A 19,367-nucleotide genomic window follows, 5' to 3' on the forward strand; every position below is an offset into this window, starting at 1 on the left:
AGAATTACCTGAAGACACTCATAAGAACTGCCTGAGGAGATCAACATGAACGCAGCCGTAGACGTTCTGCAATCCACCCATCAGCACATCAACCGCGACCGCCTCTGGGCCTCGCTCATGGAACTGGCCAAGCTCGGTGCCACGGTCAAGGGCGGGGTCTGTCGCCTGGCCCTGACCGACCTCGACCGCCAGGCCCGCGACCTGTTTGTGCAGTGGTGCAAGGACGCCGGGTGCAGCGTCACGGTCGATGAAGTCGGCAACATCTTCGCCCGCCGCCCCGGCCGCAATCCAAACCTGCCGCCAGTAATGACCGGCAGCCACATCGACACCCAGCCTACCGGCGGCAAGTTCGACGGCTGCTTCGGCGTGCTCGCCGGCGTCGAAGTGCTGCGCACTCTCAATGACCTCGGCGTGGAGACCGAAGCACCGCTGGAAGTGGTGGTCTGGACCAACGAAGAAGGCTCGCGCTTCGCCCCGTGCATGATGGGCTCCGGGGTGTTCGCGGAAAAATTCACCCTCGAAGAAACCCTGGCCAAGGTCGATGCCGATGGCGTCACCGTCGGCGAAGCCCTGAACGCCATCGGCTATGCCGGACAACGCAAAGTCAGCGGGCACAAGGTGGGTGCCTATTTCGAAGCACACATCGAGCAAGGCCCGATCCTCGAAGACGAGCAGAAAACCATCGGCGTGGTACTCGGCGCCCTCGGGCAAAAATGGTTCGACCTGAAACTGCGCGGCGTCGAAGCCCACGCCGGGCCAACCCCGATGCACCTGCGCAAGGACGCCCTGGTCGGCGCTTCGGTGATCGTCGGCGCGGTCAACCGCGCGGCCCTCGGCCACCAACCCCATGCGTGCGGCACCGTCGGTTGCCTGCAAGCCTATCCCGGCTCGCGCAACGTCATCCCCGGCGAAGTGCGCATGACCCTCGACTTCCGGCATCTGCAACCGGAGCGGCTGGACTCAATGATCGCCGAGGTCAAGCAAGTCATCGATACCACCTGCGAAGAACACGGCCTGACCTACGAACTGACCCCGACCGCCGACTTCCCGCCGCTGTACTTCGAAAAAGGCTGCGTCGAAGCCGTGCGCGGTGCGGCGCAAGGCCTGGGCCTGTCACACATGGACATCGTCAGTGGCGCGGGACACGACGCAATCTTCCTCGCCGAACTCGGCCCGGCGGGAATGATCTTCGTACCGTGCGAGGGCGGGATCAGCCACAACGAAATCGAGAATGCCGCGCCGGATGATCTGGCGGCCGGGTGCGCGGTGTTGCTGCGGGCGATGCTCGCGGCTTCGGCGATGGTGGCCGCTGGTAAAGCCGCGGCCTGAAGATCAAAAGATCGCAGCCTGCGGCAGCTCCTACAGTTGGATTGCATTCAACCTGTAGGAGCTGCCGAAGGCTGCGATCTTTTTATGTCACCCCAATGTCATGGAAATGTGCGACGTTTGCGCCCCATGAAAATCATCACCTCCGGCGCGTCCTATCTGGACATCGACGCCTACGCCTGTTGCATCGCCTACGCAGAATTGCTCAACCTGCAAGGCAGTCCCGCCCGCGCGGTCAGCAGCGCAAAACCCAACAGCAGCGTGTCGCCGACCGTTCTGAGTTGGGGCGCTGCTTTTCAGCGTTACACGCCGCAAGCAAACGACGAATTCGTGTTGGTCGATGTGTCCGACTATCACCACTTCGACCCGCTGGTGGTGCTCGACCAAGTGGTCGAGGTCATCGATCATCATCCCGGTTACGAGCCGTACTGGGCAGAGCGACTGGGTTCCGCCGCCGACATCCTCCCGATTGGTGCAGCGGCGACGCTGGTTTTTCAGCGTTGGCAAGCTGCTGGTCTGCTCCCGCGAATCAGCGAGCAAAGCGCGAAATTGCTGGCCACGGCAATCCTCGATAACACGCTTAACCTCACCGGGCAGATGACCTCTGAGGCGGATATTGAGGCTTATGAGGCATTAATGCAGCGGGCGAATCTGCCGGCAAACTGGCCCGAGCAGTATTTCCTCGAATGTCAGGCCGCCATCGAAGCAGACCTGCAGACCGCGTTGGCGGCGGATCTGAAACGCTTCAAACCGGACAGCAATCTGCCCCAGGTCTGCGCACAGATGACGGTGTGGGACGCCGATGCGTTGCTTCACAAACATCGCAACGAGATCGGCGGCTGGATGGTCGGGCAGGGCGATGACTGGTTGCTGAACGTCATCAGCATCCGTGACGGCAAGAGTTGTTTGCTGGCTGAGCCGCTGCTCAGCCAGCAGAAGCTGGATCGGTTGTTGCCGCTGCAGTGGCAGGCGGGCATGGCTGTTGTGAAACCGTCGATGCTGCGCAAGGAACTGCTGAAACTGGGGTTGAACCTCAACCCGGTCTGACGCTGTGATCAGCCGGGCCGGTCATTCTTGCCCGCTGTGCCCTGGCGTCTGTCGGGGCCGTTGGGGTTGCCGACATCCAGCAACCTTCGTTCGACCAAAACATTCTCCAGTGCCTGACGCTCGACCGGCGCCATTTGGTGTTCGCGCTTTTTCAACTCCAGCAGGATGGGGCTGGACCAGGTGCGATAAGTCTGTTCGATGTTGCGACGCGACGTCATCAGTCTCTCCTTGATCAAGAGCCCGGTGGAGCTGGCAGGGGCTCAATCCGATGAGGGAGTAACCTTAGTCGAGAATCCCCGAGTCCGCGAATGCGCCGTTGTTCCCTGTAGGAGTGAGCTTGCTCGCGATAGCGGTGTGTCAGCTGACATTTGCGCTACTGACACACCGCTATCGCGAGCAGGCTCACTCCTACAGGTATTGCATCGCCTGCGGATCAATCGTCGATATTCATCATCGCCTGCACTCCTTCCCACGCCTCGGCGCGCATCCGTTCGATATCCAGTCCCGGAATCACGCCGTTATCGACCACGATCCGGCCGCCCACCAGGCTGTATTTCACCGTGATCGGTTCACCGGCCACCACTGGGGCAACCGCGCGATCGTGGAAGCCGAAGAAGCGTGGGTGATCAAGGCTGTAGATCACCAGATCCGCCGCTTGCCCGACCTCCAGCGTACCGACCGCGCCCAATCCCAATACCTGCGCACCGCCCGCCGTGCCCCAGTGGATCACGTCTTCGGCGGTGGTGGCCGAGGCGCCCTGTTCGGCGCGGTGGATCAGCCACGCGGTGTTGGTTTCGCCGACCATGCTCCCGGATTCGTTGGACGCCACGCCGTCGACGCCGAGGGAGATCGGCACGCCGGCCTCGTACATTTGCGGCACTGGCGCGACGCCGCTGCCGAGGCGAGCATTACTCACCGGGCAGTGCGAGACGCCGGTGCCGGTCTGGGCGAGCATGCGGATTTCGCCGGGTTGCAGGTGCACGGCATGGGCAAACCAGACGTCCGGGCCGAGCCATTCGTGTTCGGCGACGAATTCCACCGGCAGGCAGTTGTACTTGTCGCGGCAGAAATTCACGTAGTTCTGCGTTTCCGACAAATGCGTGTGCAGACGCAAACCGAGGCCGCGCGCGGTGTGCGCCAGTTCGCGCAGCAGGGTCGGCGGCAGCGAAAAGGTTGGCGTGGTGGGGGCGACGACCACCCGGCGCAGGGCGTCCGGGGTGTCCTGGTGATACAGCGATTTCAGCCGTTCGATGTCGCCGACCATTTGTTCGAGGCTTTCCGGTTGCAGCGCGGTTTTCGAGAAGCCCGGGTGGGCGCTGGCGGACTCCAGTGCGCCACCGCGACACAACACAAAGCGCAGGCCGAATTCGTCCGCCAGATCGAACAGCAAATCCCCGGTCTCGGTGCTGCCATGGGCGTGGTAGAGGTAGTGGTGATCGGCGCACGTCGTCACCCCAGACAGGAGCAACTCGACCATGCCCAGACGGGCGGCGATCCGCGCCAGTTGCGGGGTAAAGCGGTTCAATCGTGGATAGGGCACGCTCGCCAGCCAGCCTTGCAGATCCTGATTCAAGCCTTCGGGCACGGCTTTGAGCAGGTTCTGGAACAGGTGATGGTGGGTGTTGATCCAGCCTGGATAGACCACCGAATTGCGCGCGTCGATCACCCGCTCACCGGGTTGTGGCTCGAGGTCGGCGGCCATTTCGGCGATGCGTCCGTTGACCACACGAATGTCCACTGCGCCGGCCCGGGCACGCGGGCCGCGCAGGCCGGTCATCACCGCGACCGGGTTTTTGATCAGGATGTTTTGAAGTCGAGTCATGGGCAGGCTCCAGTCAGAGAATGTGCGAGGCGGATTTGCCGGGTGTGGTTTCTGGCACGCTGACGCCGTTGAGCGCCGCGTTGAGCAGCACCGACACCAGGCAGGCGATGACCACGCTGCTGTGCAGGAACGGCTGTGACCACTCGGGCATTTGTTTGAACAGGGTGGGCGCGAGCACCGGTACCAGCGCGGCGGCGATGGTGAAACCGACGATCAGCACGTTGAAGCGATTGCGCTCGTAATCGACCTTGGCCAGGGTCTGGATGCCCGCCGCCGCGACCACGCCGAACATCGCAATGCCGGCGCCGCCCAACGCCGCGGTCGGCATCGAAGCGATGATCGCCCCGGCCTTGGGCACCAGCGCAATCGAACACATCAGCAGGCCACTGACGGCGACCACCCAGCGGCTGCGCACACCGGTCAGGATCACCAGGCCGACGTTTTCCATGAAGGCGATGAACGGGAATGCGGCGAACATCCCGGCGATGGTGCTGGCCAGGCCATTGGCGCGCAGGCCGTTGATTACCTGCTTGTCTTCCACCGGTTTGTCGACGATGTCGCCGATGGCCACGAACAGCCCCATCGACTCGACCATCTGCACGATCATCACCACCACCATGGTCGCGATGGGGATCAGGCTGAAAGTCGGCAAACCGAAGTAGAACGGGTAGGGCACGGTCAGCCACGGCGCCTCTTCGACGCTGTGGAAATTGCCCATGCCCAGACCGTAAGCCAGACCGGCGCCGACCAGCATCCCCACCAGCACCGCCATGTTGCGCAGCAGCGGACTGCCATAGCGATTGACCAGCAGAATGGTCAGCAGCACCACCACCGCCACCGCGAGAAATGCCGGGGCGCCGAAGTTGCTCGCGTTGCGTCCGCCACCGACCCATTCATAGGCGATCGGGAACAGCTGCAAACCAATCACCGTGACGATGCAGCCGGTGACCACCGGCGGGAAAAACCGCCGCAATCGGCCCACGAACGGCGCCATCAGCATGGTGAAGATCCCGGCACCGATCACCGCCCCACAGACCCCGGCAAACCCCACGTCGGGGTTGCTGCCGATGGCAATCACCGGGCCGACGCTGCTGAACGCCACGCCTTGCAGAATCGGCAGACGCACGCCGAATTTCCAGAAGCCAACGGTTTGCAAAAGGGTGGCGATGCCGGAGCAGAACAGCGTGGTGCTGATCAGCACCACGGTATCGGCGTGGGACATTTTCAGGGCACTGGCGACAATCAACGGCACGGCGATGGCGCCGATGTACGAGACGGCCATGTGTTGCAGGCCGAGGGTGAGCATCTGTCGCACCGGCAGAACGCGGTCGACGGGGTGCACGGTGGAGGAAGGAGTGGCTGACGACATGGGGAATCACCTCTAGCTGTTGTTATTCGGTACAGAGGGGTATTCGTCTGATGCTGTCTTAGAGGCACCGCAATCCTTGTGGGAGCGGGCTTGCTCGCGAAAGCGGAGTGTCAGTTGACATCATTGTTCAATGACCCACCGCTTTCGCGAGCAAGCCCGCTCCCACAGGTTTTGTGTTGTGCAAAAAATCTGGCATCAGTCATTCGTGCCCGAAGCCGCCATCCACCGGCTCCGATGCCTTGTTCAGCCTGCCAGGCAGGCGGCAAAGCCCTGATTCAGCGCCGCGCGGTCCAGGTCGCGGCCGATGAACACGATCTTGCTCGAACGTGGCTCCGTGCCCCATGCGGTGGAGGCGCGGAACTCCACCAGGCTGTGCACGCCTTGCAGCACGTAGCGCTGGTCCTCGTTGGCCACGGCGAGCACGCCTTTCATGCGATAGAGGTTGTCGGCCTGGGACGAGCGCAGCTCGCTGATCCAGCGATGGAACGCCATCAAGTCGACCGCGCCGTCCACGGCGATGCCCACCGATGACACGCTCGGGTCGTGTTCGTGGTCGGGTTCTGCATGATCGTGGTGTGCGTGGTCGTGATGCTCGGGCTCGGCGCCGATTTCCATGAGCTTCTGCGTGCACTCGAACGCGCCGATGCCGAGGATTTTCGTCAGGTCGATCTGCGCATGAGTGGAGGTCACCAGATCTGCGGTGGCGTTCAAACCCCGGATCTTGCCGCGCAGGATTTCCACCTCGTCGCTGCTGACCAGATCAACCTTGTTGATGACGATGCGATCGGCGCAGACGATCTGATCCACCGCCTGATTATCAACGCCGTCCAGTTGCAGATCCTCCAGGTGCTGGGCGATGTGCTTGGCGTCGACCATGGTCACGATCGCATCGAGTTCGACTTCCTCGGCAATCGGGTCATTGATGAAAAAGCTCTGCGCCACCGGGTACGGATCGGCCAGACCGCTGGTCTCGATCAGGATGTGATCGAGACGCACCGGGCGCGCCACCAGCTCGCGGACGATGCGCACCAGATCCTCACGAACCTCGGCGGTGCAGCACACGCAGCCGTTGACCATCTCGTAGATTTCTTCGGTCTCGGAGCTGAGCACCAGATCGCCATCGATCCCGACCTCGCCGAACTCGTTTTCGATCACGGCAATCTTGCGCCCGTGGTTTTCCTTGAGGATGTAGTTGAGCAGGGTGGTTTTGCCGGCACCGAGGAAGCCGGTGAGGATGGTCACGGGGATTTTGGTATTGGGGGTTGGGGCGTTGAAGGGGGTGTTCATCTGGAGCTCCTTTGATTGGCGTTTGTGGCGAGGGGATTTATCCCCGATGGGTCGCGAAGCGGCCCCAAAATCTGCAATTGCGCTATGTCAGGAAAACCTCATTCACAGGTTTTGCGACTGCTGCGCAGTCGGTCGGGGATAAATCCCCTCACCACAGGTATTCATTTCCACATTGGGTTCTTGGTGTTCTTTCCAGCGGGTGGCAACCCCGGCATCCAGGCCGAACAGGTCGAGCACTCTGCCGAGGCTGTGATCGACCATCTGCGCAAGGCTCTCGGGCCGGGCATAAAACGCCGGCACCGGCGGGGCGATGATCCCGCCCATCTCGGTGACGGCGGTCATGTTGCGCAGGTGGGCGAGGGTCAGCGGCGTTTCGCGGGCCATCAGCACCAGGGTGCGGCGTTCCTTGAGGGTGACGTCGGCGGCGCGGCCGATCAGCCCGGACGAAGTGCCGGTGGCGATCTCCGCCAGCGTGCGCATCGAACACGGCGCGACCACCATGCCCAGGCAGCGAAACGAGCCACTGGCGATCCCGGCGGCGACATCATCGGCGCGGTGGTACTGGCTGGCGAGTGCGGTGACCTCGGCCAGTTTGTAGTCGGTTTCATGGGCCATGGTCAGCAGCGCGGCGCGGCTTATGATCAGGTGGCTTTCGATGTCCAGTTCGGCGAGCAATTGCAGCAGGCGCACGCCGTAGATAAAGCCGGATGCGCCGCTGATGCCCACCACCAGCCGCTGGCGGTTCACGATGCCAGCCCTTTGAGCAGTTGCCTGGCACGTTCGAGCACGTCCTGATCGAGCTGCGCCTTGATCCCGTCGAAGCCCGAGCCACGGGTGGCGTCCAGGCCCATGCGCGAAGTGGTGCCGTTGACCGAGGACGACGGATCCAGCGGGCTGCCGGGCAAGCCGTCGATCACGAAAATATCCAGATGCGGCTGGAAATGCGTGGCCAGCGCCCACAACACCTGGCTGTCGTCAGTGATGTCGATATCGCTGTCCACCGCGATCACGCTTTTCAGATACGGGTCCCAGCCGAGCAGGGCCAGCATGATCTGCCGCGCTTCGCCGTCGCGGCTCTGATCCAGCGCCACGTAGCAATGAAAGTGCGTGCCGGAATTCGGGTAATGCACGGCGGTGACGGCGGGGAAGCGCGCCTTGAGTTTTTCGCTCATCTCCGCTTCGCGCGGTAGCCGGGCGAGGGTCAGGTGTTCGGCGTAACGGCCGCCCATCACGTCTACCAGCCAGGCGTCCTTGCGCCGCAACAGGGTATCGACGCGCAACACGTTGTTGGTCGAACGATCCGAGGAATAACCGCTGAACTCGCCGAACGGGCCTTCTTCGGCGTAGGCCGCCGGGTCGATGGCGCCTTCGAGGACGAACTCCGCGTATGCCGGTACACCGATGCCGTAGCGCGGGGTCTTGACCAGTTCCAGCGGTGCACCGAACAAGCCGCCGGCGACGGCGCGTTCATCGCTGCCGTAGGGCAAACGCGCCGCCGCCGCGAGCATGAACAGCGGGTGCGCGCCGACCACCATTGCCACGCGCAATTCTTCGCCGCGTTCACGGGCGGTCTGCAGCATCCGCCACAGGTGTCCGCGCGAGTGCAGGCTGGTCGCCAAGGACTGGCGGGCGTGGCGCATCGAGCGGTGGTAACTCATGTTGGCGATGCCGGTCAGCGGGTCCTCGGCGATGATGATCGCGTTGGTGATGTACGGGCCGCGGTCGCTGTCGAAGTGCTTGAGCATCGGCAGCAGCGCCAGATCCACGGCTTCGCCTTCGAACACTTCATCAAGCACCGGGCCGGTTGCCACGTAGCGCGGGGCGATGGGCTGGTTGGCGCGGCTCTGGAAGGTTTCGTGCAATTGCGCCGGGGTGACACCGAACAACCGGGCAATACGGGTGCGGGAGGCGAACAGATTGGTCGCCACCGGCACCTTGAGGCCGCCGACGTTTTCGCAGATCAGTAACGGATCGCGGCCCTGTGCGGCGAGGGCATCGACCAGGGCAGTGACGTCCTGATCGGCAGAAAGCGCTTGGGTGATGGTCAGCACATCGTCCGGGTACTCACGGCGATAGGCGTCGATGAAAACGTGAAAATCCTGCGTGTCGCCGAGCGTCGAACGGGTCATGGTTTCACCTCGTAAAAAGCAGGCACGCAGGGGTGAGAGGGCGTTCGATCGAGCAGCCGTTGGCCTGCCGGTCGAGGGAACGCCGGGTCATCTTCGTGCCTGTAAAGTCGCTGTGTTGCCTCTACTGTTCACTTAGGTGCTGAGGAGATCCCTGTGGCGAGGGAGCTTGCTCCCGCTGGACTGCGCAGCAGGCCTTCGTCTTTGGGGCGGCTTCGCCACCCAGCGGGAGCAAGCTCCCTCGCCACAAGGGTTCAGCATGGCTTCAGCGAACTGCGGTGTCAGAGGTACGTGGTGGTCAGGCGTATGTCGGCCTCAACCAGGTCTTTGGGCGGTGGCGTCGGCTCGATCCCGCACAACCGGGCGATGTTGTTGCCCAGGTAGTCCTCCAGATGATCCTCATCGATGCCCAGCCCTTGCGGTGCCGGTGAGCACAGCACCTCAAGCTCCCTTAGCCACATGCCCGGTTCGTTCGGCGGCGAGTCGGTGCCGAATACGATCTTGTTGCGCGGCAGTTCCTTGGCGAATTCGACGATCCGCGACTGGAAGCACCAGCCGGATTCGCAGTACACGTTCGGCGTGTCCATCGCCATCCAGAACGCCTCGAACGAGTAGTTGCCGCCGGTCTGGATACCGAAGTGGCCGATGATGAAATTGACCATCGGGAACTCGCGGATGATCGGGTAAAACATCGTCGGAATGGTGTACGGGCCATCGCCCGTATGGATCAGCACCACGATGTTGTACTTGGCGCAGACTTTCATCGCCGGACGCAACCAGTCCAGCGCCCGGTCCGGGCGATAGCCGTGCATGTTGGCGTGCAGCTTGAGCATCTTGAAGCCGTATTCCTTGATGTGGAATTCCAGCTCCGCCGCACCGTTTTCCGGTCCCCAGCGCGGGTTGAAGTTGAAGTTGCCGATGAAGCGATCCGGGTACTTCACACAGAGTTCGGCGACGTACGACATGTAGTCACGCACGCCCTCGCGGCCACGGCGGTTACCGTCGCGATAACCGGTGTTGCCCGGTGGCGGCTGGATGAAACCCATGTCGATGCGGCGCGGTTTGCCGTTGATCATGTACGGGCCGTCCATCAGTTTGAGCATGCGCTCGCCGGTGAACGGTTCGCCGGTGTGGCGCCAGGCCTCGTCGACCAGGTTGGTGGGGTGCAGATGGGTGTCGATGATCATCGGTTCAGCTCCTGGCCAGTTGCGTGGTGACGGGGCGCTTGAGTTGCGCCTCTGCTTCGGAAACGGAACGCGGCGGTGCGGTTGGTTCGAGGCCGATCATCCGCGCGGTGTTGTTGCCCAGGTACTCCTCGAGGGTGTCTTCGTCGAGGTTGAGGCCCTGCGGCGGCTCGTGGCACAACACTTCGAGCAGGCGCAGCCACATGCCCGGTTCGTTCGGCGGGGTGTCGGTGCCGAAGAGGATCTTGTGCGTCGGCAGGACCTTGGCGAACTCGACGATCCGCGATTGCAGGCACCAGCCGGATTCGCAGTAGACGTTGGGCAGTTCCATCGCCCATTGCATCGGTTCGAACACGTAGACCCCGCCGGTCTGCACGCCGAAGTGGGCCATGATGAAATTCACGTTGGGGAATTCCTTGATCATCGGCACCCATTCCGACGGGATGCTGTACGGCCCGTCACCGGTGTGCAGCTTGACCGGGATGCCCAGTTCGGCGCATTTCTCGAAGCACGGGCGCACCCAGTCCAGTGCACGATCAGGCCGGTAGGCGTGCATGTTGGCCTGCATCTGCACCATCTTGAAGCCGTGTTCCTTGACGTAGCGCTCGATCGCCTCGACGCCGTTTTCCACGCCGCAGCGCGGGTTGTAGACGAAGCAGCCGATGAAACGATCGGGGTAGGTCTGCACCATTTTCAGGGTGTAGGCCATGTAGGCGTCGATGGATTCACGGCCCGAGAGTTCGCCGTCGGTCCAGGTGTAAATGGTGTTGCCCTGCGGCGGCTGGATGAAGGCTTTGTCGATACGGCGAGGTTTGCCGTTGACCATGTACGGGCCATCCATCATCTCCAGCAGACGCTCGCCGGTGAACGGGTCACCGTCATGCCTCCAGGCGAGGTCCACGAGATCCGTGGGATAGCAACTGATATCGATGATCATTGAAGTCGATCTCCTGATAGCGGGGAAGGGAGCCTTGCGGCTCTCGGCAACCGCGCCCCGGGCTATCGGCCATTTCTATGCGCAGCACTCGCGCATTCCCTCGCCTGTTCGCATCCGGCCCGGGTGGGTGGTTGCTGAGGGCGAGTATTGGAAAGGGCGGAGGGGTTCGTACAATATTAATTGGGCGCGCTGGTGATACTTGGGCGATATGGTTTTGGTTTTTACTTCTGTGGAAACTGTACCGGCGCTATCGCGAGCAGGCTCACTCCTACAGGGGGGGCACATTCCAATTGCAGGAGCGAGCCTGCTCGCGATGGCGGAGTTTCATTCAACAGTGATGTGACTGATGGAGCCTCTTCGCGAGCAAGCCCGCTCCCACAGGGGGAATGCATTTCAGCGGAGGAATGCGCTCGAAATGTGGGAGTGAGCCTGCTCGCGAAGGCGGAGTGTCATTCAACAGTGATGTGACTGATGGGGCCTCTTCGCGAGCAAGCCCGCTCCCACAGGGGGAATGCATTTCAGCGGAGGAATGCGCTCGAAATGTGGGAGTGAGCCTGCTCGCGATGGCGGAGTGTCATTCAACAGTGATGTGACTGATGGGGCCTCTTCGCGAGCAAGCCCGCTCCCACAGGGGGAATGCGTTTCAGCGGGAGGAATGCGCTCGAAATGTGGGAGCGGGCTTGCTCGCGAAGGCGTCAGGACTGTGTACGCGCAGCCAACTGCCTGATCACCTCAACCACCGGCGCCACGCGCTCGGCCTGCCCATGCGGCCACACCGCGTAGAGGTTGTAATGCGCAGCAATCTGCGCCTCGTTCAACGCCACCAGCCGCCCACTGCGCAACGCATCGGCGGCGAGTAAGCCGCGTACCAGTCCGGCGCCCACCCCGGCTTCGGCAGCCGCAATCAGGTTCGCCGCATTATCGAAGATCACCCGCGCCGCTGGCTCTACCGGCGGCATCCCGGCCGCATCCAGCCACGGAATCCACGACCTTCGCGTATACCCCAACAGCGGCAACTGCAGAATCTGCTCCGGGCTCAGCGGTAACTGCAGACCATAGCGCTCAAGCAGCGCCGGCGAAGCCACGGCCAACACCCGATCGCCGCAGATCTGCGTCATCTCGCAGTCATCCCAATCGCCATAGCCGTAACGCAACGCCAGATCGACCCGCTCGAAGCTGCCGCGATCACTGCGCGGCATCGATAGCAGCGTCACCTCGTAATCCGGCAGTCCGTCGAGCAATTCCGGCAGGCGCGGATTGAGCCAGCTCTGCGCCAGTTCGCTGTCGACGTCCAACGTCAGGCGCTGCGCCACGCTGCGGTTTTTCACCGAGGACAATGCCCGGTCGATCTGCGCCAGACCATCCGCCAGCACGCTGGCAAACAACTGCCCGGCATCGGTCAGGTTGCTCCCGCCGCCTTCACGCACGAACAGCGGCTGGCCGATGAATTCTTCGAGCGCGCGGATTTGCTGGCTGATCGCGCTGTGCGTCAAGTCGAGCTTGCGCGCCGCGCTGGAGAAACTGCCACTGCGCGCTGCGTGGATAAATGCACTCATGGACTGCACCGACGGGTATCGCTTGTACATGTTGTTAGTCCTGCTTACACCGGTTGGCAGAAATCGTCGCTGGCCGCGTGTTGCGTGGGCTTCCAATAATCGGTCACCAGGCCCGCACAAAGACGGGCCGCTCTTTTGGAGCCTGACAATGATCGCATTCACGGTAAACGGCGAACGACGCGAGCTGGATGAAGCGTCCCCCTCCATGCCCTTGTTATGGGTACTGCGTGATCAACTGAAACTCACCGGCACCAAATTCGGCTGCGGCATGGGCCTGTGCGGTGCCTGCACCGTGCACCTGGACGGCGTCGCGGTGCGTTCCTGCCAGTTGCCGCTGGCCGCCGTTGCGGGCCACAGCATCACCACCATCGAAGGCTTGTCGCCGACGCAAAGCCATCCGTTGCAACTGGCCTGGGTCGCCGAAGATGTGCCGCAATGCGGCTACTGTCAATCCGGGCAGATCATGTCGGCGGCAGCCTTGCTCAACACGGGAGCGGCGGTGACCGACGATTCGATCCGCAATGCGATGTCGGGGAATATCTGCCGTTGCGGCACTTACGGGCGGATCAACAAAGCGATCAAACGTGCGGCGAACGCGCCGAAGGAGGCGTAATGAGCCTGCGCGACGACACCTTGATCGAACCGTCACGCCGGGTGTTTCTCAAGCAGGCAGCGACGGTCGCTTCGGGCCTGGCGATTGCCTTGTACCTGCCCTCCGGCAGCGCCGCCAGCGATCCGAAAGCCCCGGCGCCGGCCAGCGAATTCGAGCCCAACGCCTGGGTGCGGATCTTCCCCGACGGCACGGTAAAACTGGTGGTGCACAAGCACGATTCCGGCACCGGCACGCAAACCGCACTGGCTGCGTGTGTGGCCGAAGAACTGGATGTGAACCCGATGACGGTGCAGGTGATCACCCCGGAAGATCCGTTCTTCGAGGCCTACATTCACCCGATCTGGAAAGTCTTCTCTACCGGCGGCAGCACCAGTGTTTCGCTGGAATACGAGCGCTTGCGCATGGCCGGGGCCACAGCGCGGGCGTTGTTGATCGCCGCTGCGGCGAAGCACTGGACAGTCAGCCCCGACAGCTGCAGCACCGAAGAAGGTCGGGTGGTTCATCTGTCCAGCAAACGCAGCCTCGGCTACGGCGACCTGGTCGGGGTGGCAGCGCGTCTGCCGGCACCGGCCCACGTCACGCTGAAGGATCCGGCGCACTTCAAATACATCGGCAAACTGCGCCACAAGCGGGATGCCGCGGCCAAGGTCTGCGGGCGCTTCAAGTACAGCATCGACGTGCAGTTGCCGGGGATGCTGGTGGCGGTGATTCAGCGGGCGCCGGTGGTCGGGGCGAAAGTCGTCAGCGTGGATTCGGCGGCGGCATTGCAGGTGCCGGGCGTGCGCAAGGTGATTGCAGTCCCCGGGCGCCCGGACGTGCTCGGCGGCAATCTGGAAGGCGTCGCGGTGCTGGCCGACACGTTCTGGGCGGCGCAGCAGGGCCGTAAAGTGTTGGAGATCAAATGGAGCGACTCGCCACTGGCCGGGTTCGACAGCGAGGAACTGGCCAAGGCTCAAACGGCTGCTATTACCGATCCGAAAAGCCAAACCATCAAGGCCATGACGCATGGCGATGTCGGCGCGCAATGGCCGCACGCGGCGAAGCTGATCGAAGCCGATTACCGCATGCCGTACAAGGTGCAGAACCCGCTGGAACCGATCTGCATCACCGCGCACGTGCAGGACAGCGCAATCACCTATTGGGGCGGCGTGCAGGTGCCGTCGTCAGCGCTGGAAGCCGCGCAAACCGTGTGTGGCATCGCCAAGGACAAAGTCACCATCAACGAACTGGTATCCGGCGGCAGTTTCGGTGCACGGGAGGCCAAATACTGGTTGTTCGAGGTGGCGTATCTGGCGCAGCAAACCGGGGTACCGGTGAAGTTGCTCAACAGTCGTGAAGACGAGATGCACGCACTGTTCAATCACCCGGCCACACTGCACCGGGTCAAAGGCGCGTTGGATGCCCAGGGCAACCTCGCTGCGCTGCAACTGCACGCGGTATCACCCGCCTCGCCGGAGCAGTGGGAGCCGGGCTATTTCGAGCGCCCGGATCACATGGATTACAGCACCACCGAAGCGATCACCGCGTGGGACTTCGCCTACCGTCCGCCGCACCTGGAGTTGAACTGGGTCAAGCACGAAAGCCATGTGCCCAGCGGCTGGTATCGCTCGGTGAGCTTCATCCCCAACGTATTCGCCGTCGAGAGCTTCATGGACGAGTTGGCGCATGCGGCAGGCGCGGATCCGCTGGCGTTCCGTCTGGCCAACATGCAGGAGCGGCCACGGCATGTGGCGGTGCTCAAACAGGCTGCCGAACGCGCCGGATGGGGCCAGCCGTTACCGCCCGGCACTGCGTTGGGCATTGCGACCCATCAGGGTTACACCAGTTTTATCGCGGTGGTGGCGCGGGTCGCTACGGTCGATGGCAAACCGAAAGTCGAGAAGCTGACCTGTGTGGTCGATTGCGGTCTGGCGGTGTCGCCGAGCGGGGTCGAGGAGCAGATCTACGGCGGACTGATGTGGGGCTTGGGTCATGCACTGTTTGACCGGCTCGATATCCAACAGGGCAGGGTGGTGCAGAGCAATTTCCACGACTACCGCGTGACCCGGATGTCGGACATGCCGGCCACCGACATCGTGGTGCTCGATGGCGAACCCGGCAAACCCGGTGGCGTCGGTGAGTTGGGCAGTCCGTCGGTGGCGCCAGCGATTGCCAACGCCTTGTTTGCGCTGACCGGCGTGCGCCAGCGTTCGACACCGCTGAGTCTGGGGTAGGCGCCATGGACCTGCGCCTGCTGCGGTATTTCATGGCCTTGGCCGATGAGCTGCATTTCGGTCGGGCGGCGGAGCGTTTGCACATCTGCCAGCCGCCGCTGAGCCAGCAGATTCGCCTGCTGGAGGAGGAGCTGGGCACGCCGTTGTTCGAGCGCAGCCATCACCGGGTCGAGCTGACAGCGGCGGGGCAGATGCTCAAGGAGCAGGCGCCGCTGGTGTTCGAACAACTGGAACGGGCGCTGGACCTGACGCGCCAGACCGGGCGCGGGCAGCTCGGTGAGCTGGAAATCGGCATGATCAGCTCGGTGATGGTGGGCGTGCTGCCCAAGGCCTTGCACCTGTTTCGTGAGCGCTATCCGCAGGTGAACTGGCGGCTGCATGAAATGACTCCGGCGGCACAGGTCAAGGCGTTGAAGGAGAAGCGTATCGACGCCTGCGTGTTTCGCGTCGGTTATGACGATCCGTTGCTGCGCAATGAGTTGCTGATCTACGAGCCGATCCATGTGGTGATGCCGGCCGATCATCCGTTGGCCAGCCGCGAGGTGCTGGCCCCGGCGGATCTGGCGTTGGAACCGTTTGTCGCGCTGGAACTGAAGCAGTCGCGGTTCGCCAATTTCCTTTATCAGTGCTGCATTCAGGCCGGGTTCACCCCGCAGATCCGCCAGCAGGTGATTGAGGTGCAGACCTTGCTCAGCCTGGTGCGCGCGGGTTTCGGGGTGGCGCTGCTACCGGCCTCGATCGAGCAGTTGGCCCCGGCGGGGCTGGTGTTCCGCAAGCTGACGCCGGCGCTGCCGGAGGTGCCTTTGTATGCGACTTACCGTGCGGATGATGCTTCGCCGGTGCTCAGGCTGTTTCTCGATACGTTGCGGGAGTTGGTGGAAACCTCCGGCCAACGCTAATCCCCCCTGTGGGAGCGGGCTTGCTCGCGAAGGCGGAGTGTCAGTTAAAAATCAGTTGAATGACACACCGCCTTCGCGAGCAAGCCCGCTCCCACAGGGGGATTGTGGTGGTGCGGGAATTTATGTTCGGCACGATCACGAACGCCTGCGGTCGTAATCTTCACACGCGCATTCCCTGTGGAGATCCAATGAGCCAGGAAGTCCTGACCCGCGAAACCAATCGTCGCCAGTTGCAGCAGATCATTGCCGGGCTGTCCGACGGGGTGATTCTGTTGGAGCTCGATCAGAGCATCCTCTGGGCCAACGAGGCGGCGCTGGCCATGCACGGTGTCAGCCGGATCGGTGAGCTGGGCACTAATGCCGATGAATATGCCAAGCGTTTCACTCTGCGGTATCGCAATAATCATCTGTTGCCGCCGGAGAGCTATCCGATCAGCCGCGTTGCCCGCTGTGAGGTCTTTAGTGATCTGTTGATCGAGCTGAGTGCCGTGGATGACCCCGAGCATGTCTGGGTGCACAGCGTGCGCAGCATGGTGCTCACCGACCGTGAGGGTCAGCCGGAGTCGCTGGTGCTGATCATGAGCGACGTCACCGATTGGGCCAATGCCGAGCAGCGCTTTGAAAAAACTTTCAATGCCAACCCGGCGCCGGCGGTGATCTGCCGCCTCAGCGATTTGCGCTACATCAAGGTCAATCCGGGGTTCCTGGAGATGACCGGTTATACCCGCGACCAGGTGATCGGCACCTCGGCCTATGAGATCGATATTTTCGAACAGGCCGAGCAAAGGGATCTGGCGATTCAGCGCCTGCGCGATGTGGCGACCATTCCGCAAATGCAGGCGCAACTGCGTCTGCCCGATGGCGGCAGCAAGCAAGTGATCGTTGCCGGGCAGCCGTTGGTGCTCAATGATGAGGATTGCATGCTGTTTTCCTTCGTCGACATGGAGCTGCGCCACAAGGCGGAAGTCGCGCTGCGTCAGAGTGAGGAACGCTTCGCCAAGGCGTTCCGCCTGACCCCTGTGCCGATTCTGATCTGCACGGCCGAGGAGCAGCAGGTGATCGATGTCAATCAGGCGTTCCTCGACACCCTCGCCTATGACAGCGATGAGGTGGTGGGCAAAACCGTGACCCAACTGCATTTCATCGACGACGATGGCGCGCGGGCCCGGCTGCTGACCGCCTTGGCGAAAAGCGGTCGGATCGATCGGGTCGACGTCCGGGTGCGCAAGAAGGATGCAGAGCTGCTGGAGTGCGCGGTGTCCGCCGACACCGTGAATATTCAGGACACGCCGTGCTATCTGCTGGTGCTGATGGACATCACCGAGCGCAAGCGCACTGAATTGGAGTTGGTGGCGGCGATTGAAGAGGTGATGAAAGACGCTTCCTGGTTCAGCCGGACGCTGATCGAAAAACTGGCCAATGTGAAGAAGGTCAACTCGCCGCAACTGCCGAGCGTGTCGTTCACTGACCTGACGGCGCGCGAGCGCGATGTGCTGGGGTTGATCTGCGAAGGGTTGGCCGACAAGGAGATTGCCGCACGCCTGAAACTGGCGCCGAATACCGTGCGCAATCATGTGGCGACGGTGTATTCCAAGCTCGATGTGCACAGCCGCAGCGAGGCGATTGTCTGGGCGCGGGAGCGTGGTCTGTTTTCTGGCGAGCGGGGCACGAAGGGGCAGCGGTAGGTGCAAATGCACTATCCGATACGGTGCAAATGCAGGTTCTGGTGCGGTGGGGCAGTTCTTAGTCTGTTGGGGTGCGATACGAGCCTGTCGGCTTGGGATCGTCTCCCTTCGAAACAGCTAAAGGAACAGGCTCCATGATGAATCTTGCGCAGTTGCGCGCCAGCCTCGAACAGAGTTTTTCGCCATTGGCGTGCGAGTGTTCAGTGGATGGGGATCATTCGCTGACGGTGAAGTTGTATCACCCGGATTCGGGGCAGGTGGATCTGGTGATCAGCGGGTTGAAGCTCGATGCGTTGCGTACGCCTGAGTCGGTGGCGGCGCTGGTGGATGAGTTGCGGTATGAGTTGGAGAGTAACTCTTTGCGGGCTGCTCGGGATCCGGATATGGCTTAGGGGTTGGGGTTGTTTTGGGTGTATATCCGGTGCTGCGGTAACGGCCACTTAGGGTTCCGCCCTTACGGCGGGTCACTTTTTCCAGACGCCGAAAAAGTAACCAAAAAGGCTTTACCCTGACGTTCGGCCCTCGCCTGGGCTCGGGTTCCTTCGCTGCGGGATTCATCCGGGGGGCAGCGCCTACGGTTTGCTTCGCTGCACCTCCTCTCGCTGTGTTTGGCTGCGCCAAACGGTCGCTGCGCTCCCACCCCCGGATAAATCCCTCCACTCAGCCTGCCGACGGGCCCTCAGATCAAAAGCGGTACTCGAGCTAACGCTCATTGTGTTGAGTGGGGCGGCTTCGCCGCATGGGGCTGCACGCAATCTAGATTGTAGGGGCCAGCCTGCTGGCGATGGCGGCCTGACAGCCGGCCAATCTCAAACTGAATGCACTCAATCCAAATGTGGGAGCGGGCTTGCTCGCGAAGGCGGCCTGACAGCTGACCCATTTCAGTCAGGAATACTCAACCCCTGTGGGAGCTGGCTTGCCAGCGATGGCGGCCTTCCAGTCAAAAAAATTCTTGTTGATGTACCCCTCCCACACAGATTTTCCTCCCCGCAAAATCGACAGCCAATTCCCTTATCCCCCTCCATTTCACTGGCGCTTACAGGGTGGTCGGCTATAAAGAATGAGTGGTCAGGTCTTCCGTCATGCGCGGTATTCGTGCGCGATTGCGGAAGTGGCTCTTCCATTCATCGCGGGTCGTCCTATGAATAATCCTGGGAAACGCGTGTATCTGCCGTTGTCGCTGGCTTTCTCTGTCGCGCTGTTAAGCGGCTGTGCCAGTCCTCCGCCACCGCCTCCTGCTGCACCGCCGCCACCGCCGGTGCGTACTTGTCAGACTCTGGAAAACACTCAGGTGTCTGGCGAT

At 62.2% G+C, this 19,367-nt stretch carries 16 protein-coding genes; 7 read left to right on the forward strand and 9 right to left on the reverse strand.

Features of this window, described 5'->3' with window-relative positions; translation table 11 throughout:
• Positions 1-45 precede the first annotated feature (45 nt).
• Both V9L13_RS03730 and V9L13_RS03735 read left to right on the forward strand, forming a co-directional pair.
• Positions 46-1,329 (forward strand): Zn-dependent hydrolase, encoded by a 1,284-nt coding sequence (locus tag V9L13_RS03730; protein ID WP_338801520.1) that lies wholly within the window; start codon positions 46-48, stop codon positions 1,327-1,329.
• Positions 1,330-1,455: 126 nt separating this feature from the next.
• On the forward strand, positions 1,456-2,373 hold the full coding sequence (locus V9L13_RS03735) for a DHH family protein (protein WP_338801521.1): 918 nt from the start codon (positions 1,456-1,458) through the stop codon (positions 2,371-2,373).
• Positions 2,374-2,381: 8 nt separating this feature from the next.
• Here V9L13_RS03735 and V9L13_RS03740 read toward each other — a convergent pair whose 3' ends face one another.
• The 9 genes from V9L13_RS03740 to V9L13_RS03780 form a co-directional block, all read right to left on the reverse strand.
• The gene (locus tag V9L13_RS03740; RefSeq protein WP_003224027.1) at positions 2,382-2,591 is read right to left on the reverse strand and encodes a hypothetical protein; all 210 of its coding nucleotides are present in this window, start codon (positions 2,589-2,591) and stop codon (positions 2,382-2,384) included.
• 215 nt (positions 2,592-2,806) lie between these two features.
• Complete coding sequence (locus V9L13_RS03745) at positions 2,807-4,195, reverse strand: amidohydrolase family protein (RefSeq protein WP_338801523.1); 1,389 nt, start codon at positions 4,193-4,195, stop codon at positions 2,807-2,809.
• 13 nt (positions 4,196-4,208) lie between these two features.
• Positions 4,209-5,564, reverse strand: coding sequence for a nucleobase:cation symporter-2 family protein (locus V9L13_RS03750; RefSeq protein ID WP_003224032.1), 1,356 nt, complete (start codon positions 5,562-5,564; stop codon positions 4,209-4,211).
• Positions 5,565-5,807: 243 nt separating this feature from the next.
• Positions 5,808-6,851 (reverse strand): GTP-binding protein, encoded by a 1,044-nt coding sequence (locus V9L13_RS03755; RefSeq protein WP_338801524.1) that lies wholly within the window; start codon positions 6,849-6,851, stop codon positions 5,808-5,810.
• Between the two features lie 102 nt (positions 6,852-6,953).
• Positions 6,954-7,598 (reverse strand): UbiX family flavin prenyltransferase, encoded by a 645-nt coding sequence (locus V9L13_RS03760; protein WP_338801525.1) that lies wholly within the window; start codon positions 7,596-7,598, stop codon positions 6,954-6,956.
• On the reverse strand, positions 7,595-8,980 hold the full coding sequence (locus V9L13_RS03765; RefSeq protein ID WP_338801526.1) for a UbiD family decarboxylase: 1,386 nt from the start codon (positions 8,978-8,980) through the stop codon (positions 7,595-7,597). The genes V9L13_RS03760 and V9L13_RS03765 overlap by 4 nt, the downstream gene beginning before the upstream one ends.
• A 278-nt stretch (positions 8,981-9,258) precedes the next feature.
• Positions 9,259-10,164 carry an amidohydrolase family protein gene (locus V9L13_RS03770; protein WP_003224037.1) on the reverse strand — a complete coding sequence of 302 codons (906 nt, stop codon included), beginning with the start codon at positions 10,162-10,164 and terminating at the stop codon, positions 9,259-9,261.
• Positions 10,165-10,168: 4 nt separating this feature from the next.
• Entirely contained in the window at positions 10,169-11,098 is a 930-nt protein-coding gene (locus V9L13_RS03775) for an amidohydrolase family protein (protein WP_201137938.1), read from the reverse strand.
• A gap of 695 nt (positions 11,099-11,793) precedes the next feature.
• On the reverse strand, positions 11,794-12,684 hold the full coding sequence (locus tag V9L13_RS03780) for a LysR substrate-binding domain-containing protein (RefSeq protein WP_045122397.1): 891 nt from the start codon (positions 12,682-12,684) through the stop codon (positions 11,794-11,796).
• A 118-nt stretch (positions 12,685-12,802) separates the two neighbouring features.
• On the opposite strand from V9L13_RS03780, the gene V9L13_RS03785 reads away from it, so the two are divergent.
• From V9L13_RS03785 to V9L13_RS03805, 5 genes are all read left to right on the forward strand, one after another.
• Positions 12,803-13,267: a (2Fe-2S)-binding protein gene (locus tag V9L13_RS03785; protein ID WP_338801527.1), complete on the forward strand. Its 465-nt coding sequence runs from the start codon at positions 12,803-12,805 to the stop codon at positions 13,265-13,267.
• The gene (locus tag V9L13_RS03790) at positions 13,267-15,480 is read left to right on the forward strand and encodes a molybdopterin cofactor-binding domain-containing protein (RefSeq protein WP_338801528.1); all 2,214 of its coding nucleotides are present in this window, start codon (positions 13,267-13,269) and stop codon (positions 15,478-15,480) included. Before V9L13_RS03785 ends, V9L13_RS03790 begins: the two co-directional genes overlap by 1 nt.
• 5 nt (positions 15,481-15,485) lie before the next feature.
• Positions 15,486-16,379: a LysR substrate-binding domain-containing protein gene (locus tag V9L13_RS03795; RefSeq protein ID WP_338801529.1), complete on the forward strand. Its 894-nt coding sequence runs from the start codon at positions 15,486-15,488 to the stop codon at positions 16,377-16,379.
• Positions 16,380-16,567: 188 nt separating this feature from the next.
• A complete protein-coding gene (locus V9L13_RS03800; protein ID WP_338801530.1) occupies positions 16,568-18,064 on the forward strand; it encodes a helix-turn-helix transcriptional regulator in 1,497 nt (498 codons plus the stop codon).
• A gap of 134 nt (positions 18,065-18,198) precedes the next feature.
• Positions 18,199-18,456, forward strand: coding sequence for a DUF1652 domain-containing protein (locus tag V9L13_RS03805; protein ID WP_123588182.1), 258 nt, complete (start codon positions 18,199-18,201; stop codon positions 18,454-18,456).
• Positions 18,457-19,367: the final 911 nt, after the last annotated feature.

It is taken from the genome of Pseudomonas sp. RSB 5.4 (assembly GCF_037126175.1).
GTDB classification, from domain to species: domain Bacteria; phylum Pseudomonadota; class Gammaproteobacteria; order Pseudomonadales; family Pseudomonadaceae; genus Aquipseudomonas; species Aquipseudomonas fluorescens_H.

Bases quoted from the DNA above. Each gene is read 5' to 3' on its own strand.
- V9L13_RS03805 (WP_123588182.1), top strand. From the start codon at position 18,199: ATGATGAATCTTGCGCAGTTGCGCGCCAGCCTCGAACAGAGTTTTTCG.
- V9L13_RS03780 (WP_045122397.1), bottom strand. From the start codon at position 12,684: ATGTACAAGCGATACCCGTCGGTGCAGTCCATGAGTGCATTTATCCAC.
- V9L13_RS03790 (WP_338801528.1), top strand. From the start codon at position 13,267: ATGAGCCTGCGCGACGACACCTTGATCGAACCGTCACGCCGGGTGTTT.
- V9L13_RS03785 (WP_338801527.1), top strand. From the start codon at position 12,803: ATGATCGCATTCACGGTAAACGGCGAACGACGCGAGCTGGATGAAGCG.
- V9L13_RS03795 (WP_338801529.1), top strand. From the start codon at position 15,486: ATGGACCTGCGCCTGCTGCGGTATTTCATGGCCTTGGCCGATGAGCTG.
- V9L13_RS03735 (WP_338801521.1), top strand. From the start codon at position 1,456: ATGAAAATCATCACCTCCGGCGCGTCCTATCTGGACATCGACGCCTAC.
- V9L13_RS03730 (WP_338801520.1), top strand. From the start codon at position 46: ATGAACGCAGCCGTAGACGTTCTGCAATCCACCCATCAGCACATCAAC.
- V9L13_RS03770 (WP_003224037.1), bottom strand. From the start codon at position 10,164: ATGATCATCGACACCCATCTGCACCCCACCAACCTGGTCGACGAGGCC.
- V9L13_RS03750 (WP_003224032.1), bottom strand. From the start codon at position 5,564: ATGTCGTCAGCCACTCCTTCCTCCACCGTGCACCCCGTCGACCGCGTT.
- V9L13_RS03765 (WP_338801526.1), bottom strand. From the start codon at position 8,980: ATGACCCGTTCGACGCTCGGCGACACGCAGGATTTTCACGTTTTCATC.
- V9L13_RS03755 (WP_338801524.1), bottom strand. From the start codon at position 6,851: ATGAACACCCCCTTCAACGCCCCAACCCCCAATACCAAAATCCCCGTG.
- V9L13_RS03800 (WP_338801530.1), top strand. From the start codon at position 16,568: ATGAGCCAGGAAGTCCTGACCCGCGAAACCAATCGTCGCCAGTTGCAG.
- V9L13_RS03740 (WP_003224027.1), bottom strand. From the start codon at position 2,591: ATGACGTCGCGTCGCAACATCGAACAGACTTATCGCACCTGGTCCAGC.
- V9L13_RS03745 (WP_338801523.1), bottom strand. From the start codon at position 4,195: ATGACTCGACTTCAAAACATCCTGATCAAAAACCCGGTCGCGGTGATG.
- V9L13_RS03775 (WP_201137938.1), bottom strand. From the start codon at position 11,098: ATGATCATCGATATCAGTTGCTATCCCACGGATCTCGTGGACCTCGCC.